General features: G+C 46.4%; 18 protein-coding genes. 3 read left to right on the top strand and 15 right to left on the bottom strand.

Translation table 11 applies throughout. From position 1 onward, the window contains the following. Positions 1–170 precede the first annotated feature (170 nt). The 6 genes from ACYVGR_RS02685 to ACYVGR_RS02660 form a co-directional block, all read right to left on the bottom strand. Complete coding sequence (locus ACYVGR_RS02685; protein WP_460953739.1) at positions 171–1,688, bottom strand: TolC family protein; 1,518 nt, start codon at positions 1,686–1,688, stop codon at positions 171–173. Next, positions 1,685–2,788 (bottom strand): efflux RND transporter periplasmic adaptor subunit, encoded by a 1,104-nt coding sequence (locus ACYVGR_RS02680; protein WP_460953738.1) that lies wholly within the window; start codon positions 2,786–2,788, stop codon positions 1,685–1,687. Before ACYVGR_RS02680 ends, ACYVGR_RS02685 begins: the two co-directional genes overlap by 4 nt. 19 nt (positions 2,789–2,807) lie before the next feature. Beyond that, positions 2,808–3,107, bottom strand: coding sequence for a DUF952 domain-containing protein (locus ACYVGR_RS02675; protein WP_460953740.1), 300 nt, complete (start codon positions 3,105–3,107; stop codon positions 2,808–2,810). A gap of 103 nt (positions 3,108–3,210) precedes the next feature. After that, positions 3,211–6,369 carry an efflux RND transporter permease subunit gene (locus tag ACYVGR_RS02670; protein ID WP_460953737.1) on the bottom strand — a complete coding sequence of 1,053 codons (3,159 nt, stop codon included), beginning with the start codon at positions 6,367–6,369 and terminating at the stop codon, positions 3,211–3,213. Between the two features lie 170 nt (positions 6,370–6,539). After that, entirely contained in the window at positions 6,540–7,472 is a 933-nt protein-coding gene (locus tag ACYVGR_RS02665) for an AraC family transcriptional regulator (protein ID WP_460953735.1), read from the bottom strand. A gap of 255 nt (positions 7,473–7,727) precedes the next feature. After that, on the bottom strand, positions 7,728–8,636 hold the full coding sequence (locus tag ACYVGR_RS02660) for a bifunctional helix-turn-helix transcriptional regulator/GNAT family N-acetyltransferase (protein WP_460953733.1): 909 nt from the start codon (positions 8,634–8,636) through the stop codon (positions 7,728–7,730). 149 nt (positions 8,637–8,785) lie between these two features. Here ACYVGR_RS02660 and ACYVGR_RS02655 point away from each other — a divergent pair, with 149 nt between their 5' ends. After that, the gene (locus tag ACYVGR_RS02655; RefSeq protein ID WP_460953732.1) at positions 8,786–9,232 is read left to right on the top strand and encodes a peptidylprolyl isomerase; all 447 of its coding nucleotides are present in this window, start codon (positions 8,786–8,788) and stop codon (positions 9,230–9,232) included. A gap of 112 nt (positions 9,233–9,344) precedes the next feature. Here ACYVGR_RS02655 and ACYVGR_RS02650 read toward each other — a convergent pair whose 3' ends face one another. From ACYVGR_RS02650 to gcvP, 3 genes are all read right to left on the bottom strand, one after another. Then, positions 9,345–10,154, bottom strand: a complete 810-nt coding sequence (locus ACYVGR_RS02650) for a TspO/MBR family protein (RefSeq protein ID WP_460953731.1) — start codon at positions 10,152–10,154, stop codon at positions 9,345–9,347. 76 nt (positions 10,155–10,230) lie between these two features. After that, positions 10,231–12,246, bottom strand: coding sequence for an OmpA family protein (locus ACYVGR_RS02645; RefSeq protein ID WP_460953729.1), 2,016 nt, complete (start codon positions 12,244–12,246; stop codon positions 10,231–10,233). Between the two features lie 194 nt (positions 12,247–12,440). Further along, positions 12,441–15,338, bottom strand: coding sequence for an aminomethyl-transferring glycine dehydrogenase (gene gcvP / locus ACYVGR_RS02640; protein WP_460953727.1), 2,898 nt, complete (start codon positions 15,336–15,338; stop codon positions 12,441–12,443). Between the two features lie 525 nt (positions 15,339–15,863). Here gcvP and ACYVGR_RS02635 point away from each other — a divergent pair. Next, positions 15,864–16,598: a class I SAM-dependent methyltransferase gene (locus tag ACYVGR_RS02635; protein ID WP_460953726.1), complete on the top strand. Its 735-nt coding sequence runs from the start codon at positions 15,864–15,866 to the stop codon at positions 16,596–16,598. Between the two features lie 9 nt (positions 16,599–16,607). Continuing rightward, on the top strand, positions 16,608–17,348 hold the full coding sequence (locus tag ACYVGR_RS02630; protein WP_460953725.1) for a hypothetical protein: 741 nt from the start codon (positions 16,608–16,610) through the stop codon (positions 17,346–17,348). An 8-nt stretch (positions 17,349–17,356) separates the two neighbouring features. Here the strand turns inward: ACYVGR_RS02630 and ACYVGR_RS02625 are convergent, their stop codons facing one another. The 6 genes from ACYVGR_RS02625 to ACYVGR_RS02600 form a co-directional block, all read right to left on the bottom strand. Continuing rightward, on the bottom strand, positions 17,357–18,571 hold the full coding sequence (locus ACYVGR_RS02625; protein ID WP_460953723.1) for a glycosyltransferase family 9 protein: 1,215 nt from the start codon (positions 18,569–18,571) through the stop codon (positions 17,357–17,359). Positions 18,572–18,745: 174 nt separating this feature from the next. Then, complete coding sequence (locus ACYVGR_RS02620; protein WP_460953722.1) at positions 18,746–19,558, bottom strand: hypothetical protein; 813 nt, start codon at positions 19,556–19,558, stop codon at positions 18,746–18,748. 53 nt (positions 19,559–19,611) lie between these two features. Beyond that, positions 19,612–20,376: a glycosyltransferase family 2 protein gene (locus ACYVGR_RS02615; protein WP_460953721.1), complete on the bottom strand. Its 765-nt coding sequence runs from the start codon at positions 20,374–20,376 to the stop codon at positions 19,612–19,614. Between the two features lie 17 nt (positions 20,377–20,393). Further along, positions 20,394–20,798, bottom strand: a complete 405-nt coding sequence (locus tag ACYVGR_RS02610) for a DUF2304 domain-containing protein (RefSeq protein ID WP_460953720.1) — start codon at positions 20,796–20,798, stop codon at positions 20,394–20,396. Position 20,799: 1 nt separating this feature from the next. Beyond that, on the bottom strand, positions 20,800–21,552 hold the full coding sequence (locus ACYVGR_RS02605) for a glycosyltransferase family 2 protein (protein ID WP_460953718.1): 753 nt from the start codon (positions 21,550–21,552) through the stop codon (positions 20,800–20,802). After that, positions 21,552–23,630 carry a DUF7657 domain-containing protein gene (locus ACYVGR_RS02600; RefSeq protein WP_460953717.1) on the bottom strand — a complete coding sequence of 693 codons (2,079 nt, stop codon included), beginning with the start codon at positions 23,628–23,630 and terminating at the stop codon, positions 21,552–21,554. Before ACYVGR_RS02600 ends, ACYVGR_RS02605 begins: the two co-directional genes overlap by 1 nt. Between the last annotated feature and the right edge of the window lie 103 nt (positions 23,631–23,733).

Genomic DNA, 23,733 nt, shown 5'->3' with positions numbered 1-23,733 from the left:
GAAAAGTCAATCCCGTCAACAAGTCAGATTGCTGTAAGAATTAAATTGGAAGAGTACTAGTGATTCGACCTAAATCCAACAAAAAAGCAGTACCCTTTAGCTAAGAGTACCGCTTTTGTTGATCTATTAGTTCAGTAAATGAGCTGGCCTCAGCAAGCTACCTTTCCTGACTACCAGTCTCCCCCAACCGCACGCAACAACGCAACGGCATATTGTGACTCCTGACTTCGAAGCTGTACTAACTGTTGTTCTGTTGTCAGAATAGTCCGTTGGGCGTCAAGCACTTCCAGATAAGTAGCCAATCCCCGAACGTAAAGTTCGCGGTTATACTGTTCCGTCCGGCGAGCTAGTGTTAGCGTCTGTCCTTGCAAATCAATCTGCTGGCGAAGCAACGTAAGATTATCGAGCGCAGTTTCGGCATCGCGTTGGGCTAACTGGATTGCCTGCAGGTACGTTTGCTGATTGCTCTGGATTGCCTGCTTCGCGAGGGCTATGTTCTGACGCGCCCGATGGCCTTCGTAAAGGGGTACCGAAGCATTGACGCCTAGGATGTACGTTGCGCTGGTCGGATTTATCCACGGACCAATCCGGCCCGATAGTAAGCCTCCTGAGCCAACCAGATTTACACGCGGCATTGTACTATTCTGTTGAACCGTGACCTGCGCAGCCGCGATCTGATTCTGCCGAATGAATTGCACCAGATCAGGGCGATGTTGTAATTGCTCTGGCGATACGCTGGTATAGGGATAACTTGGCACTGTTGCTGGCAAAGACCCATTGGGCACCGAAAATTGGTTGGGGTCCTGCGCACAAAGTTGCGATAAGCCATTAACCAGCTCAACACGCGCCCGTTCCAGACCTTTCAATGTCACTTGCAAACCCGCATAATCGGTTTCGGCACGCTGTACGTCGATCTGGTTAATCAGGCCAACCCGAAAACGCTCCCGAAGAATGGATAACGTTGTATCCCGCGATTGAATATTCCGGCGAAAAACGGCTTGTTCAGCATCATTGCCCCGAATGAGCAAATAGGTTCGGGCAATGTCGGATGCCAGCGTCAATCGAAACGTCTGATAGTCGGCCATGCTAGCCTGCGCCTGCAAATCCGTTACGGCAATAGTATTCCGAATTCGTTTGAACAAATCCAGTTCATAGCTGGCATCAATTGGCAATAGCTGAAATGTATTCAGTTGAAACCGGGGCGTTTCATCGGGTGCCGCCGTTAATAGGGCTAATGGCCGGTGTTGCGACAGGCTCTGTGTGGTAATCAGGGCCGAACTCCGTATGGAAGGCGACAGAAACGACTGCGCCACCCGCACGCGAATTCGGGCTTCTTCAACGCGACTAAGAGCCGCCCGTAAATTGGGACTATTATCTAAACCCAACTGGATCAGCGATTCCAGCAACGGATCGCCAAAGCGACGGAAACCGCTGGTCGTCATCGTAGGAGACAGATCAGCGGTAGTAGAACCCGACGTTACTAGGGGCGTTTGCGCATTCGCAACACCTGTTGCAGCCGACTGGGGCTGAACTGTTCCGGGTGTATTGGTCGACCCATTGCCCGGTTGAATGGTTACTGAACCACCTGGCGGGCTAATGGGCGTTGTTTGTGCACTTACTTGGTTACAATAAATCGCAGTACCAACTGCAACAAGATAAACACTAACGGCTAGACTCCTTTTTTTCATCGTTGGGCTACGGTTTTTTCGGCAACACTCCCTTTCCGGAATCGAACTTTCTGCCCCTCGTGGAGCCGATCATTCGGATTAGTTACTACGGTTTCCTGTCCGGTCAGGCCATTTGTCGCTTCGAGCGTGGTACCATAGTCTCGGCCTAATGTAATTGGAACGAAGCGCACACGCTGGTCAGGATCAACCACCACCACTCGTGGGCCTTCGGATGTTATTTGCAACGCATTGGCTGGAATCAGAATGGGTGCTGTAGCCGCAATCATATCAAATTTCACCTGACTGTATAAACCAGACGGAAGGGCCTGTTTAGGATTCGGGATTACGACTTCGGCTAACAGCGTCCGCGAGTCGTTCCGTAAAGCGCCCGACGTCCGAACTACTTTACCCATAAATTTCTGGTTCTTTAGCTCAGGAACAATAACCGTAGCAGGCATACCAATTTTTATGTACCGATAATAGGTCTGTGGCACATCAACAAATACCCGCAGTGTTCCCAGTTCAGAAAGGGTAAACAGCGGCTGGCCAGCTCCCGGCGATACAATTACGCCATTTTCAGCCGTCCGACTGGTAATAACACCACTAAAAGGAGCACGGATTTGCTGTAAATCTTTCAACGCCTGTAACCGACCCAGGTTAGCCTTGGCTACGGCAACGCCCGATTGGCGGGTATCAACATCCTGTTTTGCGATGGCACCGGGTAATTGCACGCTTTGCAAACGCTCCAGATTGGTTTGTGCTAATTGCTGATCCGCTTGAGCACGAGCAATATCCTGATCAAGTTCAGGCACATCAATCGTCGCCAATACTTGTCCTTGTTTTACCTGGGCGCCAATATCGACATACCACCGACGCAGAAAGCCCTGCGTACGAGCGTACAAAGGTGTTTGCCGGTATGGTTGAATCTGGCCAGGCAGCGTCAGGCCCGTTGTGTCAGAGGAGTGTTTCAGCGCAACGGTATTGACAATGGGCTCGCGGTTCTTTTCTACTTCAGATGCCGCTTTTAATTCCTGCGTATTCTTAATACGTGGCAGTACTCCGAAAAATACAAACAGGGCAGTGAGCGCCAGTAGGGGAATAATGATTCGAATTAGTTTCATATAAGTAACTCAAAGACAATTAGTTCAATTGTTCTATTTCGATAACAGCGTCTTTATTGAGTGGCCCGTATAGATGGGGGAACAACTCATTGTTCGTAGCAAGTTCGTATTTCAGTTCATGCTTCAGCTTACTCGTATCGACATGCAAGAGCAGTAAATCCGGAACAGTTGCATAATAACGGCTCAACGTGGCACCTACCTGTTCTTTCTGCGACAAATGGATGAAACCTTCAGTCTGTAAACTGGCGGCTTCATAATTCGGCGAATTTTCCTGACTCGCCCAATCGGCAGCAGACACAATGTGATAAATCAGGCTCATATTTTTATTTTTTGTCATTCCGACGTCAGGAGGAATCTTAAGATATCCTTACTTATACATTAGGGGAGTTTAAGATTCCTCCTGACGTCGGAATGACAAAAGTTTATACAGTTTTACTCTTCCGGGCCAGATAGCTAAACACAACTGGCACAAACAAAAGAGTCGTGAATGTTGCCATTAATAAACCGCCAATTACGGCTCGTCCCAGCGGAGCATTTTGCTCACCACCTTCACCTAAGCCTAACGACATTGGCAACATCCCAATAATCATGGCGATAGCAGTCATCAGAATTGGGCGTAGACGCGTCCGACCGGCTTCAAGAGCTGCTTCATACGCATTACCACCAACTTCGGGCAGGTGATCTTTCGCAAAACTGACAAGCAGAATACTGTTTGCCGTGGCCACGCCAACGCTCATGATGGCTCCCATCAGCGATGGAATACTGAATGTGGTACCTGTTAAGAACAGCATCCAGACCATACCGCATAACGCACCTGGCAACGCAGTGATGATAATAAACGGGTACCGAAATGACTGGAAATTGACCACCATGAGTAAGTAAACCAGCAGGGCAGCAAACACAATGCCTATGCCTAATCGGGTGAACGCGCTTTCCATACTCTCCACCTGACCGCGAATCGAAATGACATTACCCGGTTTGAGTTGCGACTTATATTCGGCCGCGATTTTCTCTAATGCTTTCGCGACTGAACCTAAATCTGTTTTCTCAACCGAGGCATATACATCGTAGGTCGGTTGCGTATTTACCCGGTTAATGATAACGGGAGCTACAGTTCGCTTCATCGTCATCACGTTGCTCAGCAATTGTGGACTCACCTGGTTCGATGTGATTGGCGTTTGAAGCAACTTATCATACGAATCGAGTTTGTACGGGGGCGTTTGCACGGCAATGATGTACGGAAAACCTGTGTTTGGATCTGGCCAGAAGTTTGGACGCGTTTGTCCTGTACCGCTCAACGAAATATTCAGGTTCGTAGCCACTCGTTGCTCGGTAAGGCCAAATTGTCCCGCGCGTTCGCGGTCAACATCCAGAAAGAGCTCGGGGGCATCCAGAACCTGATGCAAATGCACATCTACCAAGCCCGGAATCTGCGCAATTTTATCCTGCATATCCCGCGCCACTTTCAGGTTATTGGCCCGGTCGAAACCCGACACCTGCACGTCGATAGGGGCCGTCAGACCAAAGTTCAGAATCTGACTAACAATATCAGCCGATAGAAAGAAGTACGTTACGTCAGGCATTTCTTCACGAAGTCGAGCCCGTATTTCCCGAACATAGTCATCTGTTGGACGAGAGCGTTCTTCGGTCAGTGAAATCAACAGTTCAGCATCTGCAGAACTAGCGGTCGAATTATCGGAGAAAAAGAAATTGTACCGTTCTGAAGTCAAACCAATGTTGGAAATGATTGAACCGACTTCGTCTTCTGGAATGACTTCGCGAACAATTTCAGCCGTTTTAGCCGAAATCTGTTCAGCCGATTCGAGTCGTGTACCAGCAGGAGCCCGCAGGTGTAATCGCATTTGTCCACCATCAACGCGTGGGAAGAAATCACGTCCCACGAAAGGCAAGAGTACTCCTGTGAAGACAATGATAACCAGAAAGACAGCTAATACGCTTTTTCGATTACTGAGTACCCATTCTAAAGCGCCAATATAACGAGCCTGAAACCGATCGAAACCTGCATTAAAGCCATTATAAAAGCGGGCGAACGCATTTGGTCGTTTATTACCATGCTCCGTATGCCCAGCCCCATGCCCCTCATTTTTCAACATCAGGTCAGCCAATGCTGGAACCAGTGTCCGCGAGAGTACATAGGAAGCCAGCATGGCAAATACCACCGCTTCGGCCAACGGGCCAAATAAGAAACGGGCTGGGCCTTCGAGAAACAATACCGATGTAAAAACGATACAGATGGTGAGCGTAGAAACGAGCGTTGGCGTAGCAATTTGCTGAGCTCCCTCAAGAATGGCCTGACGCAACGGCATCCCTAATTCCTCGTTCCGGTGAATGTTTTCGATGGTTACCGTAGCATCATCCACCAGAATACCGATAGCCAGCGCCAAACCACCCAAGGTCTGAATATTCAGTGTCTCGCCCAATAAATACAGGATGACTAGCGACGACAGAATCGAGAGTGGAATTGAAATAGCGACAATTAATGTACTGCGCCAGCTTCCCAGAAATAGCAGGATCAAAGCCGCCGTAAGCAATGCGGCAATCACACCTTCTACCAAGACACCTTTAATTGATGCTCGCACAAATAGCGACTGATCAAACAGTCCTTCAATACGCAGGTTAGACGGAGCGGCCGCCCGAACTGTCGGTAAAATCTGGTTTTTAATCTTATCGACAATTTCGGTGGTCGATGCATTACCCGTTTTCACGATCCGCATCAATATACCTTTACTTCCATCCTGTTTAACGATGTTCGATTGCACCGCAGCCCCATCATGTACGTTAGCCACATCACGCATGTGAACGGTGGTTCCTCCAACGGTTTTGATGGGTATGTCATTCAACGTCGTAATGACATCGGGCTTAGAATTCAGACGCACGTTATACTCACGTTCGGCTAACCGCAACGAACCACCGGGTAACGTCAGGTTTTGCGCAGAAACGGCATTCGTGACTTCTTCTGGCGTAACGTTATAAGCGATCAGTTGGTCTGGCTCCAGGTCTACAGCAATCTGGCGGGTTTTTCCCCCGAACGCCTGCGAAAGTCGGCTACCCGGAACGGTCGAAATCTGAGGACGGACGCGCGTTTGGGCGTAGTCGGTAATTTGCGCTTCGGTCAGACTATCGGACGACAGGCCCAATTGTAAAACGGGTACGTCGGTCGCGTTATAGCGGACAATTAAAGGCGGCTGTGTACCGGGCGGCATCCGCACCAGAATGGTCTGCGAAATGGCTGTTACCTGGGCAAGCGCTTCTTCAATCTTAACCGATGGTTGGAAAAAAATCTTTAAAACTGCGGTTCCATTATACGTCTGCGATTCAAGTCGCTGAATATCACTTACGTTATTGATGAGCGAAGTTTCGGAGAAGTTGGTAATCATCTTCTCCATTTCATTGGTTGACAGCCCCGTGTACCCCCAAATAACCGATACTACGGGAATATTGATACGCGGAAAAATGTCGGTTGGCATTTGGTTAACTGCCAGCCCGCCCATTATCATAATCAGCAACGCCATTACGGCGATGGTATATTTTTTCTCAAGTGCTAAGCGGACAATCCACATGTTGAATCAGGTAAGCAATTAATACTTATTGCATTAAGTGTTAACTCTATCTAGTAATAGGACAAAATTAGCGGTGCACCTATCAACGGAACAGGTAGGTTTTGTAGATTCACTGGTAAAAAATGCAGATTCTAAAAACTGACTCATCAAAATTACCAGTCGACATTGGATTATGCGGCTAAAGCGTACCGTTGTTCGCGGTAGGCACGGGGCGTCATTCCGGTAATACTTTTAAAAAACTTGGTAAAATTGGAGGGGTCTTCGAAGTTCAATTGATAGCCAACTTCGGCTACCGTCAGGTTGGTATTCCGAATTAAGTTCTGAGCTTCAAACGCTGTTCGTTCCCGAATGTGTTGGAGAGCCGTTTTACCTGTGTATTTCTTTAAAATATCACTTAAATAATGTGGATGGATGTGCAGTCGATCGGCTGCTTCGTGAACCGTAAGTAATACGGGCGTTCCCTGATTAGGATCGGGTAGGTAATACATCTGCAACAGGCTCTGGAAGCGCTCAATTAAGGACACAGGCTGCGAATAATCGATGGCAGAAAGTGCCTGACGATAAACCTGCCGACTCTTGATCAGCGAAGCCTGCAACAGATGATAAATAAGGTCCAGACGATCCGCTTTTGAGCGTGTTGGATGATTGGACTCCGTAGCAATCAATTCGAATTGATTCCGCAGTTCGTTTGTCTCCTCGGGCGTAATATGAATCAATGGCTGGGCCCCCTTTCGATAAAATGGGTACTCCTGCATTGGGTCGGAAAGTACCGATCGTTTGGTTACGAATTCTGACGTAAACATAGCTACGTAACCATGCCATTGGTCTTCTTTATATATAGACCGAACCGTCCACGGACGCAAAAAGTATAACGTACCCGGCTGTATGCGATACGGCACGCCATCCAGATGAATGGTTCCGGTACCTTCGGTCACCAGAGCCACTACATATGTACTACTCCGAAAAGGTGGAATTATCTCACCCGGCCCACCGAATTGCTCAAACGGAAAAATACCGAAGCAACGATTTGTCGAGTCAATCGACTTCACCGCTTTCAAAAAATCCGGTAAATTATCGTAGTAAGGGATCGATTGAGTTTCCACGTCAACAGGCTAAAAGAGACAAAAAAAGAGCAACAACAGACTTGCAGAGAAACTTACGGGAGTAATATTACTCAGGGAGCAAAATAACGTTGAGTATAATTGCACAAAAACAAGAAACTATCTTTTACTCCAGCTTCTTTGCAACTTAATATCAGGCAATTTAGTTGCATTATTCCAGAAATACCAGCCCAAAAATTAGCTTATTTTAAGAATAAATTGACTTAGTAAACTATAATGTAACTACGAAGAATCCAATTAAAGGAGTAGTTCATAACACTGTTCCTGAGTAATCTGCCCCCATAACTGAGCCGGTGCTTTTTCTTCGACCAATCGGAAGCCTGCACGTAGGTATAAATGGTGAGCCGTTTGTTGGTCAGATGTCGTCCAGAGATATATGCTTTTATAATTTTTTTCCTGGCAAAACGTCAGCGCTAAGTCAACTAATTTTTTTCCAATTCCCTGACCTCTGAAAGAATTGTCTAGCAGAAACCAGCGTAATTGCCCAACTCCACCTGGACGACTAACAATGGCAATACAACCTACAAACTGGCCAGCCGATTCAACAATCCACAGCCTGTCTTTATCAGGCGAATAAGCATCTGCAAATTCACCCAGAGTTTTAGCTACATAGCCTTCGAAATGCAGATCATAACCAAACTCTGGCGCGTACCAAATACTGTGATAGCGGGTTATCAGACCCAAATCACCCGTTTGCAAGTCATGGCGAATGGTAATGTCAGGAGCTGGTACACTTAATAACGTTTGAATCGTTTTCATACTGCCAACTAATTGCCCGATTTGCCCAATACTCATATTACTTATTAGGGTTGATAACTCTTGCTCCGAGGCCTGGTTGAGTGTCTGAAATAAAGCTTGGCCTGCATCAGTCAGGCTTAAGTGCCAAGTTCTTCCATCGGTAATAGATCTGTTCCGTATAAGCAGCTCTTCGCGCTCAAATCGCTTAATAATTCGGCTTATATAACCCGCATCCATCCTAAGCTGATCCATCAGGTACGTCTGCGTACAGCTTGGTCGATTCGCAACCTCAAATAGGATGCGCGCTTCGGCCAGAGATAAGTCACTATTCAGTATATGACGATCAACAATACCAATACTATTCGTGTAGTAGCGATTGAAAGCGCGCATCTCGGCAATAGCATCCATAAAACAGCTTAATGTATTATAGGCCAACGTTCGCAAAAATACTTGACTAAGTCAAGTATTTTTGCGAACGTTGGCCTCTTGGCTAACTTTTGTTCTGTCTGAACTGGAAATCATTGTAATTTTGCGGACCAAACAAAATTGATTGAGTTATGCCAAAGGCACAAATGAATACAGATAAGGGCACGATGACCATTGAGTTCTTCGAGCAAGATGCCCCTAAAGCAGTAAACAACTTTATTACGCTGGCTAAAAAAGGATTTTACGACGGGGTTACGTTTCACCGTGTTATTCCCAATTTCATGATTCAGGGGGGCGACCCAACTGGTACTGGTGCAGGTGGTCCTGGTTATACAATTGATTGCGAACTAACCGGAAATAACCAGTATCATGACCGGGGTGTCCTGTCGATGGCGCACCGGGGTCGTAATACAGGTGGTTCGCAGTTTTTCATCTGTCACAACCGTCAAAATACGGCGCACCTTGATCGTAACCACACCGTTTTTGGTAAAGTGGTGGATGGGCTGGATATCATTGATGAAATTCGTCAGGGTGATAAAATTAACAGCATCACCATTCTGGAAGACGAAGCGGCTTAAGCTAGCTATTCTCACAACAACAAAACGCCCACACGTCAATTGATGTGTGGGCGTTTTGTTTTGAGAAACCGAATAATATCGGGTATGGGTACCCGACACCACAATTCAACTATTAACTATAAACAGAGGTTTTTCGAGAAACCATACCCGCAATAGCGATTCCCACTGCAACAATAGCTCCTATTCCGGCTACCAATTGTATTTGTGGATAGTCTTTTTGCTCTGCTGCAATAGCAATGTAGGCCCAGGCAAAAACCAATATATAGCCCACGCTTCTGAATCGGTTAAAGACGATCGCACCAACGACAATTCCAACGATTAATATGGCCATCGCCCACGTTTGTTCGCTTAAGCCCATCAAACCAAAATTTGTCGCTTTTAAATAAACCGTAACATTTAAAATAGTCGCAACTGTAAGCCAGCCGAAATAGATAGAAAACGGAATTCGGGCCAGCCATGTCTCTGTGACAGAAGCTGATGATTCAGGCAAGGTATTATCCGGATCAGTTGACAAAACAGGAACCTGTTGCCGTTCCAATAAGCGTTGTTCAATAATGACAAGTGAAAACAACATTATCAGAATAACGATCAGAGCAAGTCCGATATACTCATTATTAAACAACGGGCTCCATATTGCATTGCAAAGGGCATTTAATACTACCCACCATCCAATGGTTCGAAAGCGCGTGTTGGCCCGCTGAGTAGCCAGTGCCTGGTAGGTAGAAAAGGCCAGCAGCCCCAGAAAAATAATTCCCCAAATAGAAAATGCGTAACCTGCCGGGGTAATCAGAGTGTGATACTTATCAGAAATCGCCTTATTTGTTTTCCCGCCAAATGCACCAACGTTGGAGAGATAGTTCATAACAATAAGCGTGATAATGCTGAATACGACGAAGAATTGGCGCAGTTTGTCGCTCTTCATAAAATAATAAGGGCTTGGTTACATCTAATAACCAAGCCCTTAAAGATAGTGTTTATCCTAGTAGTAAATCTGGATATTACAATTCCAGAATCTTGATCTCAGTTCGGCGGTTCTTCTGGTGTTCTTCTTCCGTTTTCGCGTTTTTGATCACCAGGCGCGTTTCACCATATCCCTTCGCCACCAACCGATCGGCCGAGATTCCCTGCGACACAATGTAGTCAACAGCGGCTTTCGCCCGATTCTGAGATAACTTCATGTTATAGGCATCGGAAGAACGCGTATCTGTATGCGAGCTAAGTTCGAGTTTCAGTGTTGGGTTATCTTTTAGAATAACTACGATCTTATCGAGTTCCGGTGAAGCATCGGCCCGAATGTTATATTTATCCAGGTCATAATAAATATTCTCCAACACAAACGTTTTGTTCAGCACTGATCGATCGAGTAATACGGCTACGTTAAACGTTGTATCGGTCTCAGCTTTGGTCAGGAAAACAGGCGGAATGCTTTTTCCCTGCATGGTAAATTGCTCCCGACGGGTCAGATACCCTTTCCGTTCAGCCAGAATGGTATAGTCTTTCCCTTCTTGCAGAGGATACTTACCAAATGTACCAGCTTGCCCCGTCGTTGCCTCAGCAATGGGTTGGCCCGTAGCATCATCCAGAATCCGAACCTTGGCCGAATCAAGTGGGACAACAGTTGTTTCGTTGGCAGAAACTGTTCCAGCAATAAAATAACGTACAATTTTAGGCGCGTCGGATGGCGGATTATTCTTGGCAATCGTTGTTGTATCCGTACTGGTATCAGGGCCTTCCTGGAAGAAATAAATATCGTCGTCTCCTTTCCCTCCACTACGATTCGACGCGATAAAACCCTTTGTGGGCTCGGTGTAGATCAGGCCAAAATCATCGGCTGGTGAATTGATTGGTTGCCCCATATTCTCAACCCGTGTAACACCGCCGGAGCGTGTAGCCACAAAAACATCCAGCTTACCTAACCCCGGATGCCCATCTGAGGCAAAATACAACTTGGCGTTCTGACCAACATACGGAAACATTTCATCGCCCGGCGTATTGATATCACGCCCCATATTTACTGGTCGGCTAAAGCGGCCCGATGCATCAATACTCGTGCGGTACAAGTCAATTCCACCCGCCCCACCAGCGCGGTTCGAGGCAAAATAGAGCGTTTTGCCATCGCCCGAGAACGCCGGAGAACCATCCCAGGCGGTTGAGTCACTGATCGGCAGTCGTAGTGGCTGACTCCAAGTGTTACCCTCACCCAAGCGACTGATATACAGATCAACGTCCAGACCACCTTTGCGCTTCCCGTTATTACCACGGGCAAAAACCATCGTTTTACCGTCTTTCGAAAACGCGGGCGTTCCTTCATTTACATCGCCCTGGAAAACATTCGTACTAAATACTTCCGGCGTTCCAGAAGCACCGCCAGCATTACCCGTTTCGTCGGGTTTCTGATTTAGCTTAGTTTTATAAAGGCCCAACATGGGCAGGCCATTATTTTTATACGTCTGATCTTTTCGGGAAGCCGTAAAAACAAGTTCTTCTCCTCGAACAACGGGGGCAAATTCTGCTCCTGCCGAGTTCAGGTTGCTCATGTTTTTAAGGGTAATGAGCGATTTATTTTTCGCAATCAGGTCAATCGCCTTCAAGGTTTCTACTTCGCGACGCGCCTTATCGAGTGTAGCTTTTGCTGTCGTTTTAGGTGCATGAGCTACATATTGTTGCAACTGATCAAGAGCCCCGGTATAGTTTCCCTGCGATTTCAGGGCGTAGGCATAATTGAGCCGGGCATCTGGCTCCGTGGTGTTAGCCTCTATGGCTTTTTGGTAAAATGGCGCAGCTTCGCTAAATCGGTTCGACAGTCGATAAGATTCTGCGGTGTAATAATTTAATCGGGCCGGATCTATGTTTCCCTTAGCCGCTTTCTGGAACTGGCTCAGCGCCAGATTATACTCTCCCGCATCGTAATGGCGAACGCCTTTTTTATACGCCTGCATGGCTGAGTTGCAGCCCATTAATCCAGTGGTTATCCCCACCGCTATTAGTAGTACAGACAACGTATTGATTTTCATAGAGGTATTGAGCAGAAATCTTTTTCCGCGCCCAAGATACTGCAAATTCGGGCGGGTACTACGTTTAACGAATACAATTGGTTTTTATTGAGGCTTTTTCAACGTAACGCGGGTGGAAATCCGCGATTGTAAGCTGACTTAATCAAGCTTTATCAATCGCGGATTTCCACCCGCGTTACCTATTAAACTTATACCTATTTCTCTACACCTACTTCTTCTGTAACCTCTTCAGCATAAGCCTCAACAGGAACACAGGCGCAAACCAGATTTCGGTCGCCGTAAGCAGAGTCAATGCGGCTCACACTTGGCCAGAATTTACGGGTCCGAACCTGCGGCAATGGATAAACGGCTTTCTCACGGCTATAAGGTCGGCTCCAGTTATCGCTCAAGGCAACCGTGGCTGTGTGCGGTGCATGTTTCAGCACGTTACTAGCCCGATCCGCCTGACCGTTTTCGATCTCCCGAATTTCTTCGCGAATGGCAATCATGGCATCACAGAAACGATCAAGTTCAGCTTTCGATTCCGATTCCGTTGGCTCGATCATGAGTGTACCGGCTACTGGGAACGAAACCGTTGGCGCATGGAAACCATAGTCCATCAGGCGTTTGGCAATATCTTCAACCTCAACTCCGGTCGCCATTTTGAACGGACGACATTCAAGAATCATCTCGTGTGCACAACGCCCATTGGTACCCGTGTAAAGCGTGTCATAATGACCACTCAAACGAGCTTTGATGTAATTGGCGTTCAGGATAGCGCGTTTGGTAGCATTTGTCAAGCCCTCGCCACCCATCATGGCAATATAAGCGTAGGAAATTGTCAGAATGCTAGCCGATCCATAGGGGGCCGCCGAAACAGCGTGAATAGCCTGATGACCGCCAAGGTGAACCATCGAGTGTCCTGGCAGGAAAGGCACTAACTGAGGAGCTACACCGATTGGTCCCATGCCTGGTCCGCCACCGCCGTGAGGGATACAGAAGGTTTTGTGCAGATTCAGGTGGCAAACATCGGCACCAATGCTAGCTGGCGAGGTTAAACCCACCTGAGCATTCATATTGGCCCCATCCATGTACACTTGGCCGCCATGCTGGTGAATGATGTCGCAAATTTCAATAATGCCTTCTTCGAACACCCCGTGTGTCGACGGGTACGTTGCCATTAAGCAAGAAAGATTCTCGCTGTATTGCTCCGCTTTCGCTTTCAGGTCTGCAATGTCGATGTTACCACGCTCGTCGCATTTCACGATCACCACCTTCATGCCAGCCATAACCGCACTGGCTGGGTTCGTGCCGTGTGCCGATTGAGGAATCAGGGCAATCGTTCTATGCTCATCGCCCCGGCTTTCGTGATAAGCCCGGATCACCATTAAACCTGCATATTCGCCCTGAGCGCCCGAATTTGGCTGAAACGACATAGCTGCAAAACCCGTGATTTCGCAAAGCCAATCGTTTAATTCCTTGAATAATTGCTGATACCCTATTGTCTGCTCTTTAGGAGCGAACGGATGCAGTTTACCTACTTCGGGCCACGTAACGGGAATCATTTCGGCAGTGGCATTCAATTTCATGGTACAGCTACCCAGCGAAATCATCGAATGCACCAGTGAAAGATCTTTTTCTTCCAGTGATTTCAAATACCGTAACATCTCGTGCTCCGTGTGATGCGTATTGAACACCGGATGCGTGAGGTAGTCGGACGTACGGATCAGTTGCTCCGGCCAGGTGATTTCCAAACCTTCCAGAATAGCGTCCATATCTGCTTTTACGCCAAATACAGTCAGCAACTCCGTCAGATCATGGAACGTTTTCGCTTCATCAAATGAAACGCTAACATGCTCATCATCGGCAAGATACTTCAGGTTAATTTGAGCCGCCCGCGCCGATTTTTTTAACGATTCGGTATCCGATACTTTCACCGTCACCGTATCGAAATAATTTTCGGTACTCACCTCGTGCGCACTCCAGCGTAATGCCGTAACAAATGCTTTGGTTAACCCGTGTACCTGCTCTGCAATCGAACGAAGCCGTTGAGGGCCGTGGTAAACAGCATAACTACCTGCCATAACAGCCAACAGAACCTGCGCGGTACAGATATTAGAGGTGGCTTTCTCGCGACGAATATGCTGTTCGCGTGTTTGCAACGCCATTCGCAAGGCAGGTTTGCCCTCGGCATCCTGCGATACACCGATAATCCGGCCGGGGATTTGCCGTTTGAAGGCATCACGGGTAGCAAAATAGGCAGCATGAGGACCACCATAACCCATTGGCACACCAAAACGCTGCGATGAGCCAACTACAACATCAGCCCCCATTTCGCCGGGTGATTTCAGGAGAGTTAGCGCCAGCAGATCGGCCGCAACGGCTACTGTACTATTTAATTCGTGAGCCGCAGCAATCAGATCGGTATAGTCAAAAACCTCCCCGTCTGTAGCTGGGTATTGAAGCAGTAATCCAAAGATATCGCCATTTGTGAGATCGACGGTACGGTGATCGCCAATGAGAATGTTGATTCCAATTGGTGTAGCACGAGTCAGGAGTACATCAATGGTTTGTGGATGACAACGCTCAGAGACAAAAAACGTACTGGCGTTTTTCTTGGCAGCAGGCCGCATGGCATAGAGCATATGCATAGCTTCGGCAGCAGCTGTTCCTTCGTCCAACAGCGACGCGTTGGCCAAATCCATGCCTGTCAGATCTGACACAACCGTCTGGAAATTCAGCAACGCTTCCAGTCGTCCCTGCGCGATTTCGGCCTGATAAGGAGTATACGCTGTGTACCAGCCTGGATTCTCCAGAATATTCCGCAGAATAACGTTTGGCGTAATCGTGTCGTAGTAACCAGTACCGATATACGATTTAAAAACTTTATTCTGGCCAATTATCTTTTTAAAATCAGTCAGAAACTGCATTTCCGATTTAGGCTCGGGCAGATTCAGCGATTTTTTGAGTCGAATGATTTCGGGTACGGTTTCCTCAATCAATTGATCGATGGATTGCACACCCACCGTTTTAAGCATTTCGGTCAGAGCCGCGTCCGTCTGACCGTGATGACGGTCTTCAAAGGATTCCTGATAACGAAGATTTAACTTCATTGAACGATGGTTTCTATAGTCTGTTAGATCAGACAAATTTACGCAATCCTACCGTAAAAGCCGTATCGTTCGGCTAATTGTCTGTCCTGACGGCTTATAGGAATTAGTTTCACAATCGAATCGTACGATCTAGTCGCGTATTATGAAGCATACTTTGTTGTATTTTTATCATTAAATTCACCTGACGCTCTTTTATAGTATACGCGCCTGTACTTTCCTCGGATCTGGACAAAAAAGGGCTGAAATCAAGGCGCTACATGTTGGTTAACCGACGGAAAATCAAAGGCGTATCAGCCGGTCGGTGCCATTCTGAATGAGTAATGAATTCATTCGTTAAGCAAATGAATTAACAACAAGCGGGCCTTCTCTACTACAAATGAACCACATTCTACCTAAGTCGTTCGCTTCATCTTAAAAGCTGGCCTTATTTTTGATTTCGATAGCTATAAATCAGCCTTCCACTGCAATATTATGAAATGTCGTATCTGTGAAAGCGAAACCTCTCTCTTATTTCAGGAGACAGTTTTGAATAAATATAAGGTTGGTTATTACGAGTGTCCCACCTGCGATTTCGTACAGACCGAAGATCCATACTGGCTCAACGAAGCTTATAGTCAAGCATTTACATCAACGGATACAGGAACGCTTCAACGTAGTTTAATTCTGGGAAAATCGACCCTAGCACTCGCTTTTTTTGCTTTTAATCGGCATGCGAAATTTGTAGATTATGCCGGTGGCTATGGTACGCTAACGCGTTATATGCGTGACATTGGCTTTGACTTCTACAGCACGGACTTATACGCTACCAATTTCATGGCGCGTGGGTTCGATGCGAAGCCGGGCCGTTACGAATTGGCAACGGCTTTCGAGTGCTTCGAACATTTTGTTTACCCAGGCCAGGAATTAGAAAAAATTCTGGACTATAGCGATAGCATATTTTTCACAACACAACCCTGTCCTAAACCAGCACCGGCCATCAATGCCTGGTGGTATTATGCGCCCCATCATGGGCAGCATATTGCCCTCTACAGACCCAAGACACTGGCGTATCTCGGTCGTCAGTATGGCCTGCATTATTATAACCTGCTGAATTACCATTTGCTCTCAAAACGAAAGCTATCGCCGTTCGTATTTAAGTTTCTAGTTATTGCCGGACGGCTGGGGCTGAGTTCTCTCGTCAAACTATTCTCCAAGAGTCGAACCCTTTCGGATGCCGACCTTCTAGAAAAACAACCTACTGTTCCGGTTCACGTTTCTTAACCAGTTTTCATGAAAAGTTATCAGACCTATGCCCGTTCGTCCGTATCTATGTCAACGGATGAGCGATTTCGGAAAACCCTCCAGCAACTGTTTACTCAAAATCAGATCGATTATATCATTGAAACAGGGACCTGGTTAGGAACGGGATCGACCAAAACAATTGCGACGACGGTAGAAGGGAAGCACCAACCCAAAGCGTACTATACCATTGAAGGGAATCTGACTTTTCATACCATTGCCCGTTTCAATCTGCGCAAGTGGGATTTTGTCAAGCCGCTTTGGGGTGGTACCGTTGCCAAAGAACAAGCCCTCAAATTTATCCAACAAGACGAGGCCTTGCATCATCATGAAGCCTATCCAGACGTTTTCATCGATACCCTGGACAATCCGGTTCAGTTCTATACTGATGAATTAGAAGGTAGATTAGGCAAAAACCCGGTCATCAACGCTGTCGACTGGTTTGGCAATACATTTTTAACCCGCAAAGAAGATCTACTTCGGGCGCTCCTGGTTCGTTGTCAGAACGATCGCCCCTTGGTACTACTTGATTCCGCAGGCGGCATTGGCTGGCTTGAATACCAGACCGTTCGCGATACACTTGCTAACCGGCCGTACTGGCTTATTTTGGATGACATTCACCATTTGAAGCACTTCAGGTCGTTTGCCGATGTCCAGGAACGAGCTGATTTCCGCATGATCGACTATAGTCTGGCTGACGGCTGGATGGTAGCTGAACATCTGGTCGTATAATCGTTTTATCAAGAGGATACCTTCTGTTTCAGGAACACATCTAGTTGGCGAATAACCCGGTTCGTCTCAATGACGGTAATCGGAAAAGGAGATTCAGGATTAAAATTGGGAGCAATTGCCAAAAGGTTGTTGCGATTCTGTTCGATATACTCGGGATAAAGATGAACAATCCGCTCTTCTAGCGGTGATGAGTACGGATGCCAGCGAACCAGTGATTTACCCTGTGAAATAACAATTGTGGGTGTATTGGTCGAAGCTGCCAGGTGTACGATCCCGGTTTCGTTAGCAATCAAAACATCTGCTTTCGACAATACATAGATGAGTTCGGGAATTGATAATTTTCCGGTGAGATTGAGCACCCGTTCTGATTCAGGTATGTAGGCCAGAAACGCATCGGCGTAAACCCGCTCATTAGGTGCCCCTGTCAGAACGATATGCTGGTCAGGGTAAGTTGTTAAAATATACGTGGCCACTTCAGCAAACCGATCCGCTGGCCATACGCGAAAATCCTGCCCAGCTCCCAGTGACAAAATAGTATACTGACTAGGTACAGATACTGGCTTGGCGTAAGCCGTATTCAAAATGGGTGGTTCGGTTAAAAGAGGTTTTGCCAGAAATGCGCTCATGAGTTGGCGATTTCGCTCCATCTCAAATACAAGCCCCGTTCCAGACGCTAATAACCGCGTGTACAACTTATTGCCAAACCAGGCCTCCCATTTTTTTATATTTACAAAATCAGTCAGACATCCAACTCGTTCGGAAGCTCCAGTTGCTTTGGCCAGAAAATCATCCAGCACAAGCACCCTACTGTAGGTAGGACAGAAAACGTGCGAAAATCCTCGTTGACGAAGTTGTCTAACAAATCGAAAGCGATAGAGAGGTTGGGTACTTAGCTTATAAATATCAGTCCAAATGAAGGCATCGAAAACCTCACCGTCGAAAACTTCTGCAACACTTCGAATGGCATAATTGGCGCATAGCGTAATCGTATAATTCTTATACCGATCAGATTGGCGGATGGCCCGTATGTAGGGTCTGAACGCCAAATAGTCGCCCAATACATCAATCCGCAGAATTAGTAATGTATTAGGCTTTTGTCGGAGAGGTCCAACTGACAGCACCGCCAGTCGATCAGTTAGGTATAAGATGAAGTCAATAAGCACCAATAATGGAACAAGTATGGGCGACGTTTTTAGAATTCGAATGATATATTTTAGTAGCATAGTGGCCTGATTCCATCCAGTTTATAGTCAGCCGAGGCAATCTATCATTCTATCTTCGTCGCTTTCCTAGTGCTTGTCCAATTTAGATTCTATTGATGCCGAAGATTCTGCAGGTCAGTAAGTCATTTACTATAAATAATTGACAACCAGTAGAATCCATTGTATCTAAAGAATCTAGTTTGGCTTACTTTTTAAACTAGCTTTTAGCATCTCGTTCTCTTTCTGTACCGCAGCAAGTTTTTTATCCAAATCGATAATATACAGCGTCAACTCTTCAATTTTTTGCAATAAAAGTGTGTTGAACTCGGCAAGTCGAACACCTTTCTCCGTTTCTGAAGCTGCGGGAACATCGGGTAAATGTCTATTTTGGTTAATGTACTTCTCGACCTCTGCCAGAGAACGTAGCTTATAGGCCGCATTAAAAACATGGTCTGCCGATACATTTTGGACGACTACATCTTCAGCCAGAATTTTACCATCAACAATGAGTTTGGCTGTTGCATCCTGAGAGAAATTATTAGTACCAATGCCTAACCGACCCTCCAAAAATTGATTACCTACTACGTGTAAACGAGCAGATGGAACGTTTGTACCAACTCCAAGCCCCAAATTACCATTGGGCATTAAAGCCATTAATGTAGTACCGAAGTAGTTATTGGGAGCTCGATATAGCCACTGAAATAAATGGTTCGTGCCTCCCCGTAAATCCATCCGAAAAGCAACTCCCTGATCACTATAGTTTGCATTTGGCGCCCGATTATTTATATCAAGATTCAACAGAGGAGTTGTTGTGCCTGTTAACTCAGTAAACAATCCCATTGGGAGTGCGGCATTTGATATCTGGATATTTCCATTAACATCTAACTGGCTATTAGGCATTTTTGTATTAATGCCAATATAGCCATTTGGGGTAAAGTTGATCTGTCCAAAACAAGATGGCAGTATTAAAATTAACAAGTAAACTAGCAAAGAGTAGGCTTTTTTCACGGTGGTGATATTTTTTACGATGATTACACAAGGATCGTAAAATTTTATCAACATTACTTAACAAATTGATAAATTGAAGTTATTACCTGATTGTGCAGCCTATGCAGCCAACGAATAGGTAAGCCAGACCAATACCGACTGAATGTCTGGTAATCTTCATCAAATTGCTGTGTATATTGATTACCTCCCTTAGACTCTGCATGAATACGAAACGCGGTTAAGGGTTGGGCTAGAATAGCTGGTGGTTGCAGTTGCTGTAAACGCAACCACCAGTCATAATCCATCGTGTAATGCAATGACTCCATTAGAAAGCCTAATTGCGCATGTGCATCACGTCGCCAGAAAGTAGAAGGCTGGCAAATAGCATTGGTCATGCCTAAATAGAGTGCCGGCGTGAGGGAACGAAGCAGTCGTTTATAGTGTCGCACTGGCTGCTGAATAGGCATTCCTAGTTGATTAACAATTTGACAATCGCCAGTAAGCCAGAGTTTATCAGGATTGCGGGCAAAAAAATTACCCACTACTGTTAAAGTACCCGGCAGAAAATAATCGTCGGAATTAAGCCAGCATACAATATCACCGGTAGCCATTCGTAACCCTTTATTGATTGCATCAGTTTGGCCGCTATCTCGCTCAGCAATCAGAATAAGCCGGTCTGTATACTCTCTGATTATAGGCAGGGTATTGTCTGTTGAAAGGCCATCAATCACAATGTATTCAACCTGAGAGTAATCCTGCGACAATACCGATTCAATCGTTTGTCGAATAAACTTTGCCTGATTGTACGATGGGGTGATAACACTAATGGAGGGAAGCATAGTTACTCAAATCGCACTTATTTCTCGTGTACCGGCACGGCATCATTAGTTTCCAGCATGGTCATGCCTGCCCGAATATCACTCAATTCTTTTTTCATCATAGCCATTTCCTGACTCAGGTTCTTGATCTGGTTTTGCAGTTTAGAATTAACAACCGACAAGTGAACCAGAAAGACGATGATCGCAAAAATTGCAGCCAAAAAGATCAGCGACGGTGGATAATAAACCCCGAGTAGCAGCGAAATCTGCTCCAACCCTTTGCGCCAGATCGCAAATACGATCAGAATAACGGTGCAAAGAATCCAGATAATAGAATATTCTTCCCGCAGCCGCCCCTGAACGATCAGCCGGAAAATCATAACCATGAAGATTGCTGCTCCCAGCAAACTAATGATTTGAATGGTAATTGATAATGAGGCCATATCAGTTCGTTAGGTTAACCCGCTTGCTGAACAGACGGATATAGACAAACAAAATGCCAAGCGTTACTTTCAACATATAGTATACGGCCCGGCCCGTATTGATCGACGAAACGCCCCCCTGCCGCTCCCGCATCGTTACGGGCACTTCTACAATACGCAGGTTATATAAACCAAATTGCACAATTGACTCTGGCTCAGGATATTCGTCGGGATAATAGTTATTGACAATTTTCAGCGTTCGCCGGTTAAACGCCCGAAAACCAGAAGTACTGTCATAAACAGCCCGACGAATTAGCATAAAGTTGAGTCGCCGAAAGTAATTGATACCAACGCGTCGGAGTGCCGTCGACTGAAATCCTGCTTTCTCCAGAAAACGAGAACCAATGATCACATCGCCCCGGCCTTCGACCATAGGTTGCAGGATTTTGATGAGTTCATTGGCCGGATGTTGCCCATCGCCATCCATCTGCACGGCAATGTCGTAGCCATTTCGGTAAGCATATTTATAGCCAGCCTGCATAGCACCACCAATGCCCAGATTGACTGGTAAGTCAAGATACAGGCAATTAAGGCCACGGATCACGGCCATTGAATTATCCGTCGAGCAATCATTAACGACCAAAATATCCAGCCGCAAATCGAACTGGTGTTTCACCTGATTAATCTCCCGAACAACGGTTGCAATGGCCGCTTCTTCGTTGAAACAGGGCACCACAATCAGGATGCGGGGATCGGTGATGGTCTGCGTTTCCATTAATCGTTGATCCGATAAATTGTGATTGACCCAAGCGTCGATACCAGTTTCATACATCGTGTTTCGGCAGGCTGCGTCTGATGATCGAAGATGATGTACTTCACATTGAGTTGCTTCATTCGGGGAGAGCAGGGGTCCATAGCCACGGTATACCCATCTTCGAACGTATTCTGAATAATCACTGAATCACGGCCGTCGACATAACTGGTATATACTGTGTGAGCATACCGGTTATAAGCTGAATCGCGCTTCATGGTTGGATCCAGTATTTTCATAATCGTACGTGCAGGAATATATTTGACCCCGCTCAGTACATCGACTCCTGTTGCGGTAACCATATAAGTTACATATTGTCCTCCAAAAACAGCCCACTTGGCGGCTGGCTCCTGTTCATGAATCGACTGCACCGTTTTATAGAGTTGATGCTCCGTAATGGGTGTCATACCTTTCGAGACAGGGTTTATTTTCAGGTTAGGCAGTAAAAACAGCATCATAGCTCCGCCAAAATAAATGTTCCGATAAGGCAGTGCCCACGTAAAGAGCAGTAACGATCCAACAATTGTAAAGAACACAATCGGGAGAAACAGTTGCGACATTTTGAAAAAACCGGCCGAATCCTCAACATTCAGGTTGGCGGCATAAATCATAAAGCCCAGCACGGCAGCTACGCCTATACCCGTATACAAGGCATTGGTTCGAACGGGTATCGTTGTCAGGTAATACAAATACGCAATCGTGAGTAAAACGTTGCCAATCCCAAACGGAATCTGCGTTCGGCGGGTTGGGCTCATGTTCCAGAGCGTCAACTTAGCCAGCCACTCCGGGAATCCTATTTCAATCCAGATATAGCCAATAATGACAAATACACTCAGCAACAATACAACCCAATCCACTTTACGATTCAGGGTAAAGCTAATAACGGCACAGGGAAGAATAATAGGCGCAAACGTAATATACTGCGATAATTCACAGGAATTCAACCAATTGCTTGGAAATTTCGAATCGGAAATCGACCAGCTAAAGTATTCTGAAAACCAGTTGGCAATGAAGCCTGTACCACCCAGTTCACTCCGTTTACCAGGATAAACGGTATTCATGATCGCATCCAGCGAAGGTTTGACGTCTGTATAATAGGCGAAGAACGCTGCTCCCGTCAGAATAAGCGCCAGGGCAGCGCCCCCAACCTTTACTGGCCATTGACCCAATATTCGCTTCAGTTCGAGATTATTTAATACATAGCCCAGCAGCAGAAAGGCAAGCACATAACCTAATGGAACCTGATAAGGCGGATAGAGGATCAGTGCATAGTTCATCAGCAGCCAGGCCAGAGCCACCGAACTCACTAAAATCTGTTTTGTATTCTGGCTATAAATTAAGTAAACAACCGCTACAAAAATTAACCCCATGGCCGCAATCATGGGCGTTGGAATATACATCCAGGATTGCGTTCCCGACGACAGAAAAAGCCATGCACTCCCAAACAGAGAAAGCCAGAAGTTATTGCGCGTCAGGAGCAACAGCATGAGGGTGGCCCCAATTAAAGCAAACATGACCCTGAAGTTATTCATCCAGGCATAGCCTCGCTCTACATCCAGGATAAAGAAGCCCCAATGGTCAGGTTTAAATAGCTCACTGAAGTGTTTTGAGGGCGTAACGAGTATCGGTGCTTTCTCCCCGCCAATGGTCAGGTTTTCAGTTGGAAACCCTTTATTGGCCTGCGACAGAATCCAGGGGGTACCCACCGCATAATCATCCATTCGGATTCGGCGGGGTTCGCCCGAGATAAGTCCACGACGCGGATTACTGCCATCGGGCATAATTTGGTTCCACATAGCCAAAGACATGGAATGGATTTTCGCCAGCGTGAGCAACACAAATAGGGCCACACAAATGCCTATAAACCACTTTAGCCGCTTATCGAACCGGATTAGCTCAAATGGCTTATGGATTGGTAAAATCTCGGTAGGTTGAGTTGGAGCGGTGGGTTGAGAACGAGTCGGAGTCGACTGAGACTTGGGCTGATTAACAACCGGGCTGGCCGCTGTTACGACAGGCTGGCCTTTCCTTTTCTTCGACATGGAGTTAAACTACGGAAGGGTTTCGCTAATTGGGTTGATAATTGAGGGTTACTCATTTATCAAACTTACTAATACCGTGCCAGTTTAGCCAACATCTGGCATT

The organism is Spirosoma litoris (assembly GCF_054776755.1).
The sequence above is the reverse complement of the archived record's forward strand: the minus strand, read 5'-3'. Positions and strand labels throughout refer to the sequence as shown.

Coding starts and splice junctions, on each gene's coding strand:
- ACYVGR_RS02600 (WP_460953717.1), bottom strand. CDS start 23,630: ATGTCGAAGAAAAGGAAAGGCCAGCCTGTCGTAACAGCGGCCAGCCCG.
- ACYVGR_RS02630 (WP_460953725.1), top strand. CDS start 16,608: ATGAAAAGTTATCAGACCTATGCCCGTTCGTCCGTATCTATGTCAACG.
- ACYVGR_RS02645 (WP_460953729.1), bottom strand. CDS start 12,246: ATGAAAATCAATACGTTGTCTGTACTACTAATAGCGGTGGGGATAACC.
- ACYVGR_RS02615 (WP_460953721.1), bottom strand. CDS start 20,376: ATGCTTCCCTCCATTAGTGTTATCACCCCATCGTACAATCAGGCAAAG.
- ACYVGR_RS02680 (WP_460953738.1), bottom strand. CDS start 2,788: ATGAAACTAATTCGAATCATTATTCCCCTACTGGCGCTCACTGCCCTG.
- ACYVGR_RS02605 (WP_460953718.1), bottom strand. CDS start 21,552: ATGGAAACGCAGACCATCACCGATCCCCGCATCCTGATTGTGGTGCCC.
- ACYVGR_RS02650 (WP_460953731.1), bottom strand. CDS start 10,154: ATGAAGAGCGACAAACTGCGCCAATTCTTCGTCGTATTCAGCATTATC.
- ACYVGR_RS02685 (WP_460953739.1), bottom strand. CDS start 1,688: ATGAAAAAAAGGAGTCTAGCCGTTAGTGTTTATCTTGTTGCAGTTGGT.
- ACYVGR_RS02670 (WP_460953737.1), bottom strand. CDS start 6,369: ATGTGGATTGTCCGCTTAGCACTTGAGAAAAAATATACCATCGCCGTA.
- ACYVGR_RS02655 (WP_460953732.1), top strand. CDS start 8,786: ATGCCAAAGGCACAAATGAATACAGATAAGGGCACGATGACCATTGAG.
- ACYVGR_RS02660 (WP_460953733.1), bottom strand. CDS start 8,636: ATGGATGCTATTGCCGAGATGCGCGCTTTCAATCGCTACTACACGAAT.
- ACYVGR_RS02675 (WP_460953740.1), bottom strand. CDS start 3,107: ATGAGCCTGATTTATCACATTGTGTCTGCTGCCGATTGGGCGAGTCAG.
- ACYVGR_RS02610 (WP_460953720.1), bottom strand. CDS start 20,798: ATGGCCTCATTATCAATTACCATTCAAATCATTAGTTTGCTGGGAGCA.
- ACYVGR_RS02625 (WP_460953723.1), bottom strand. CDS start 18,571: ATGCTACTAAAATATATCATTCGAATTCTAAAAACGTCGCCCATACTT.
- gcvP (WP_460953727.1), bottom strand. CDS start 15,338: ATGAAGTTAAATCTTCGTTATCAGGAATCCTTTGAAGACCGTCATCAC.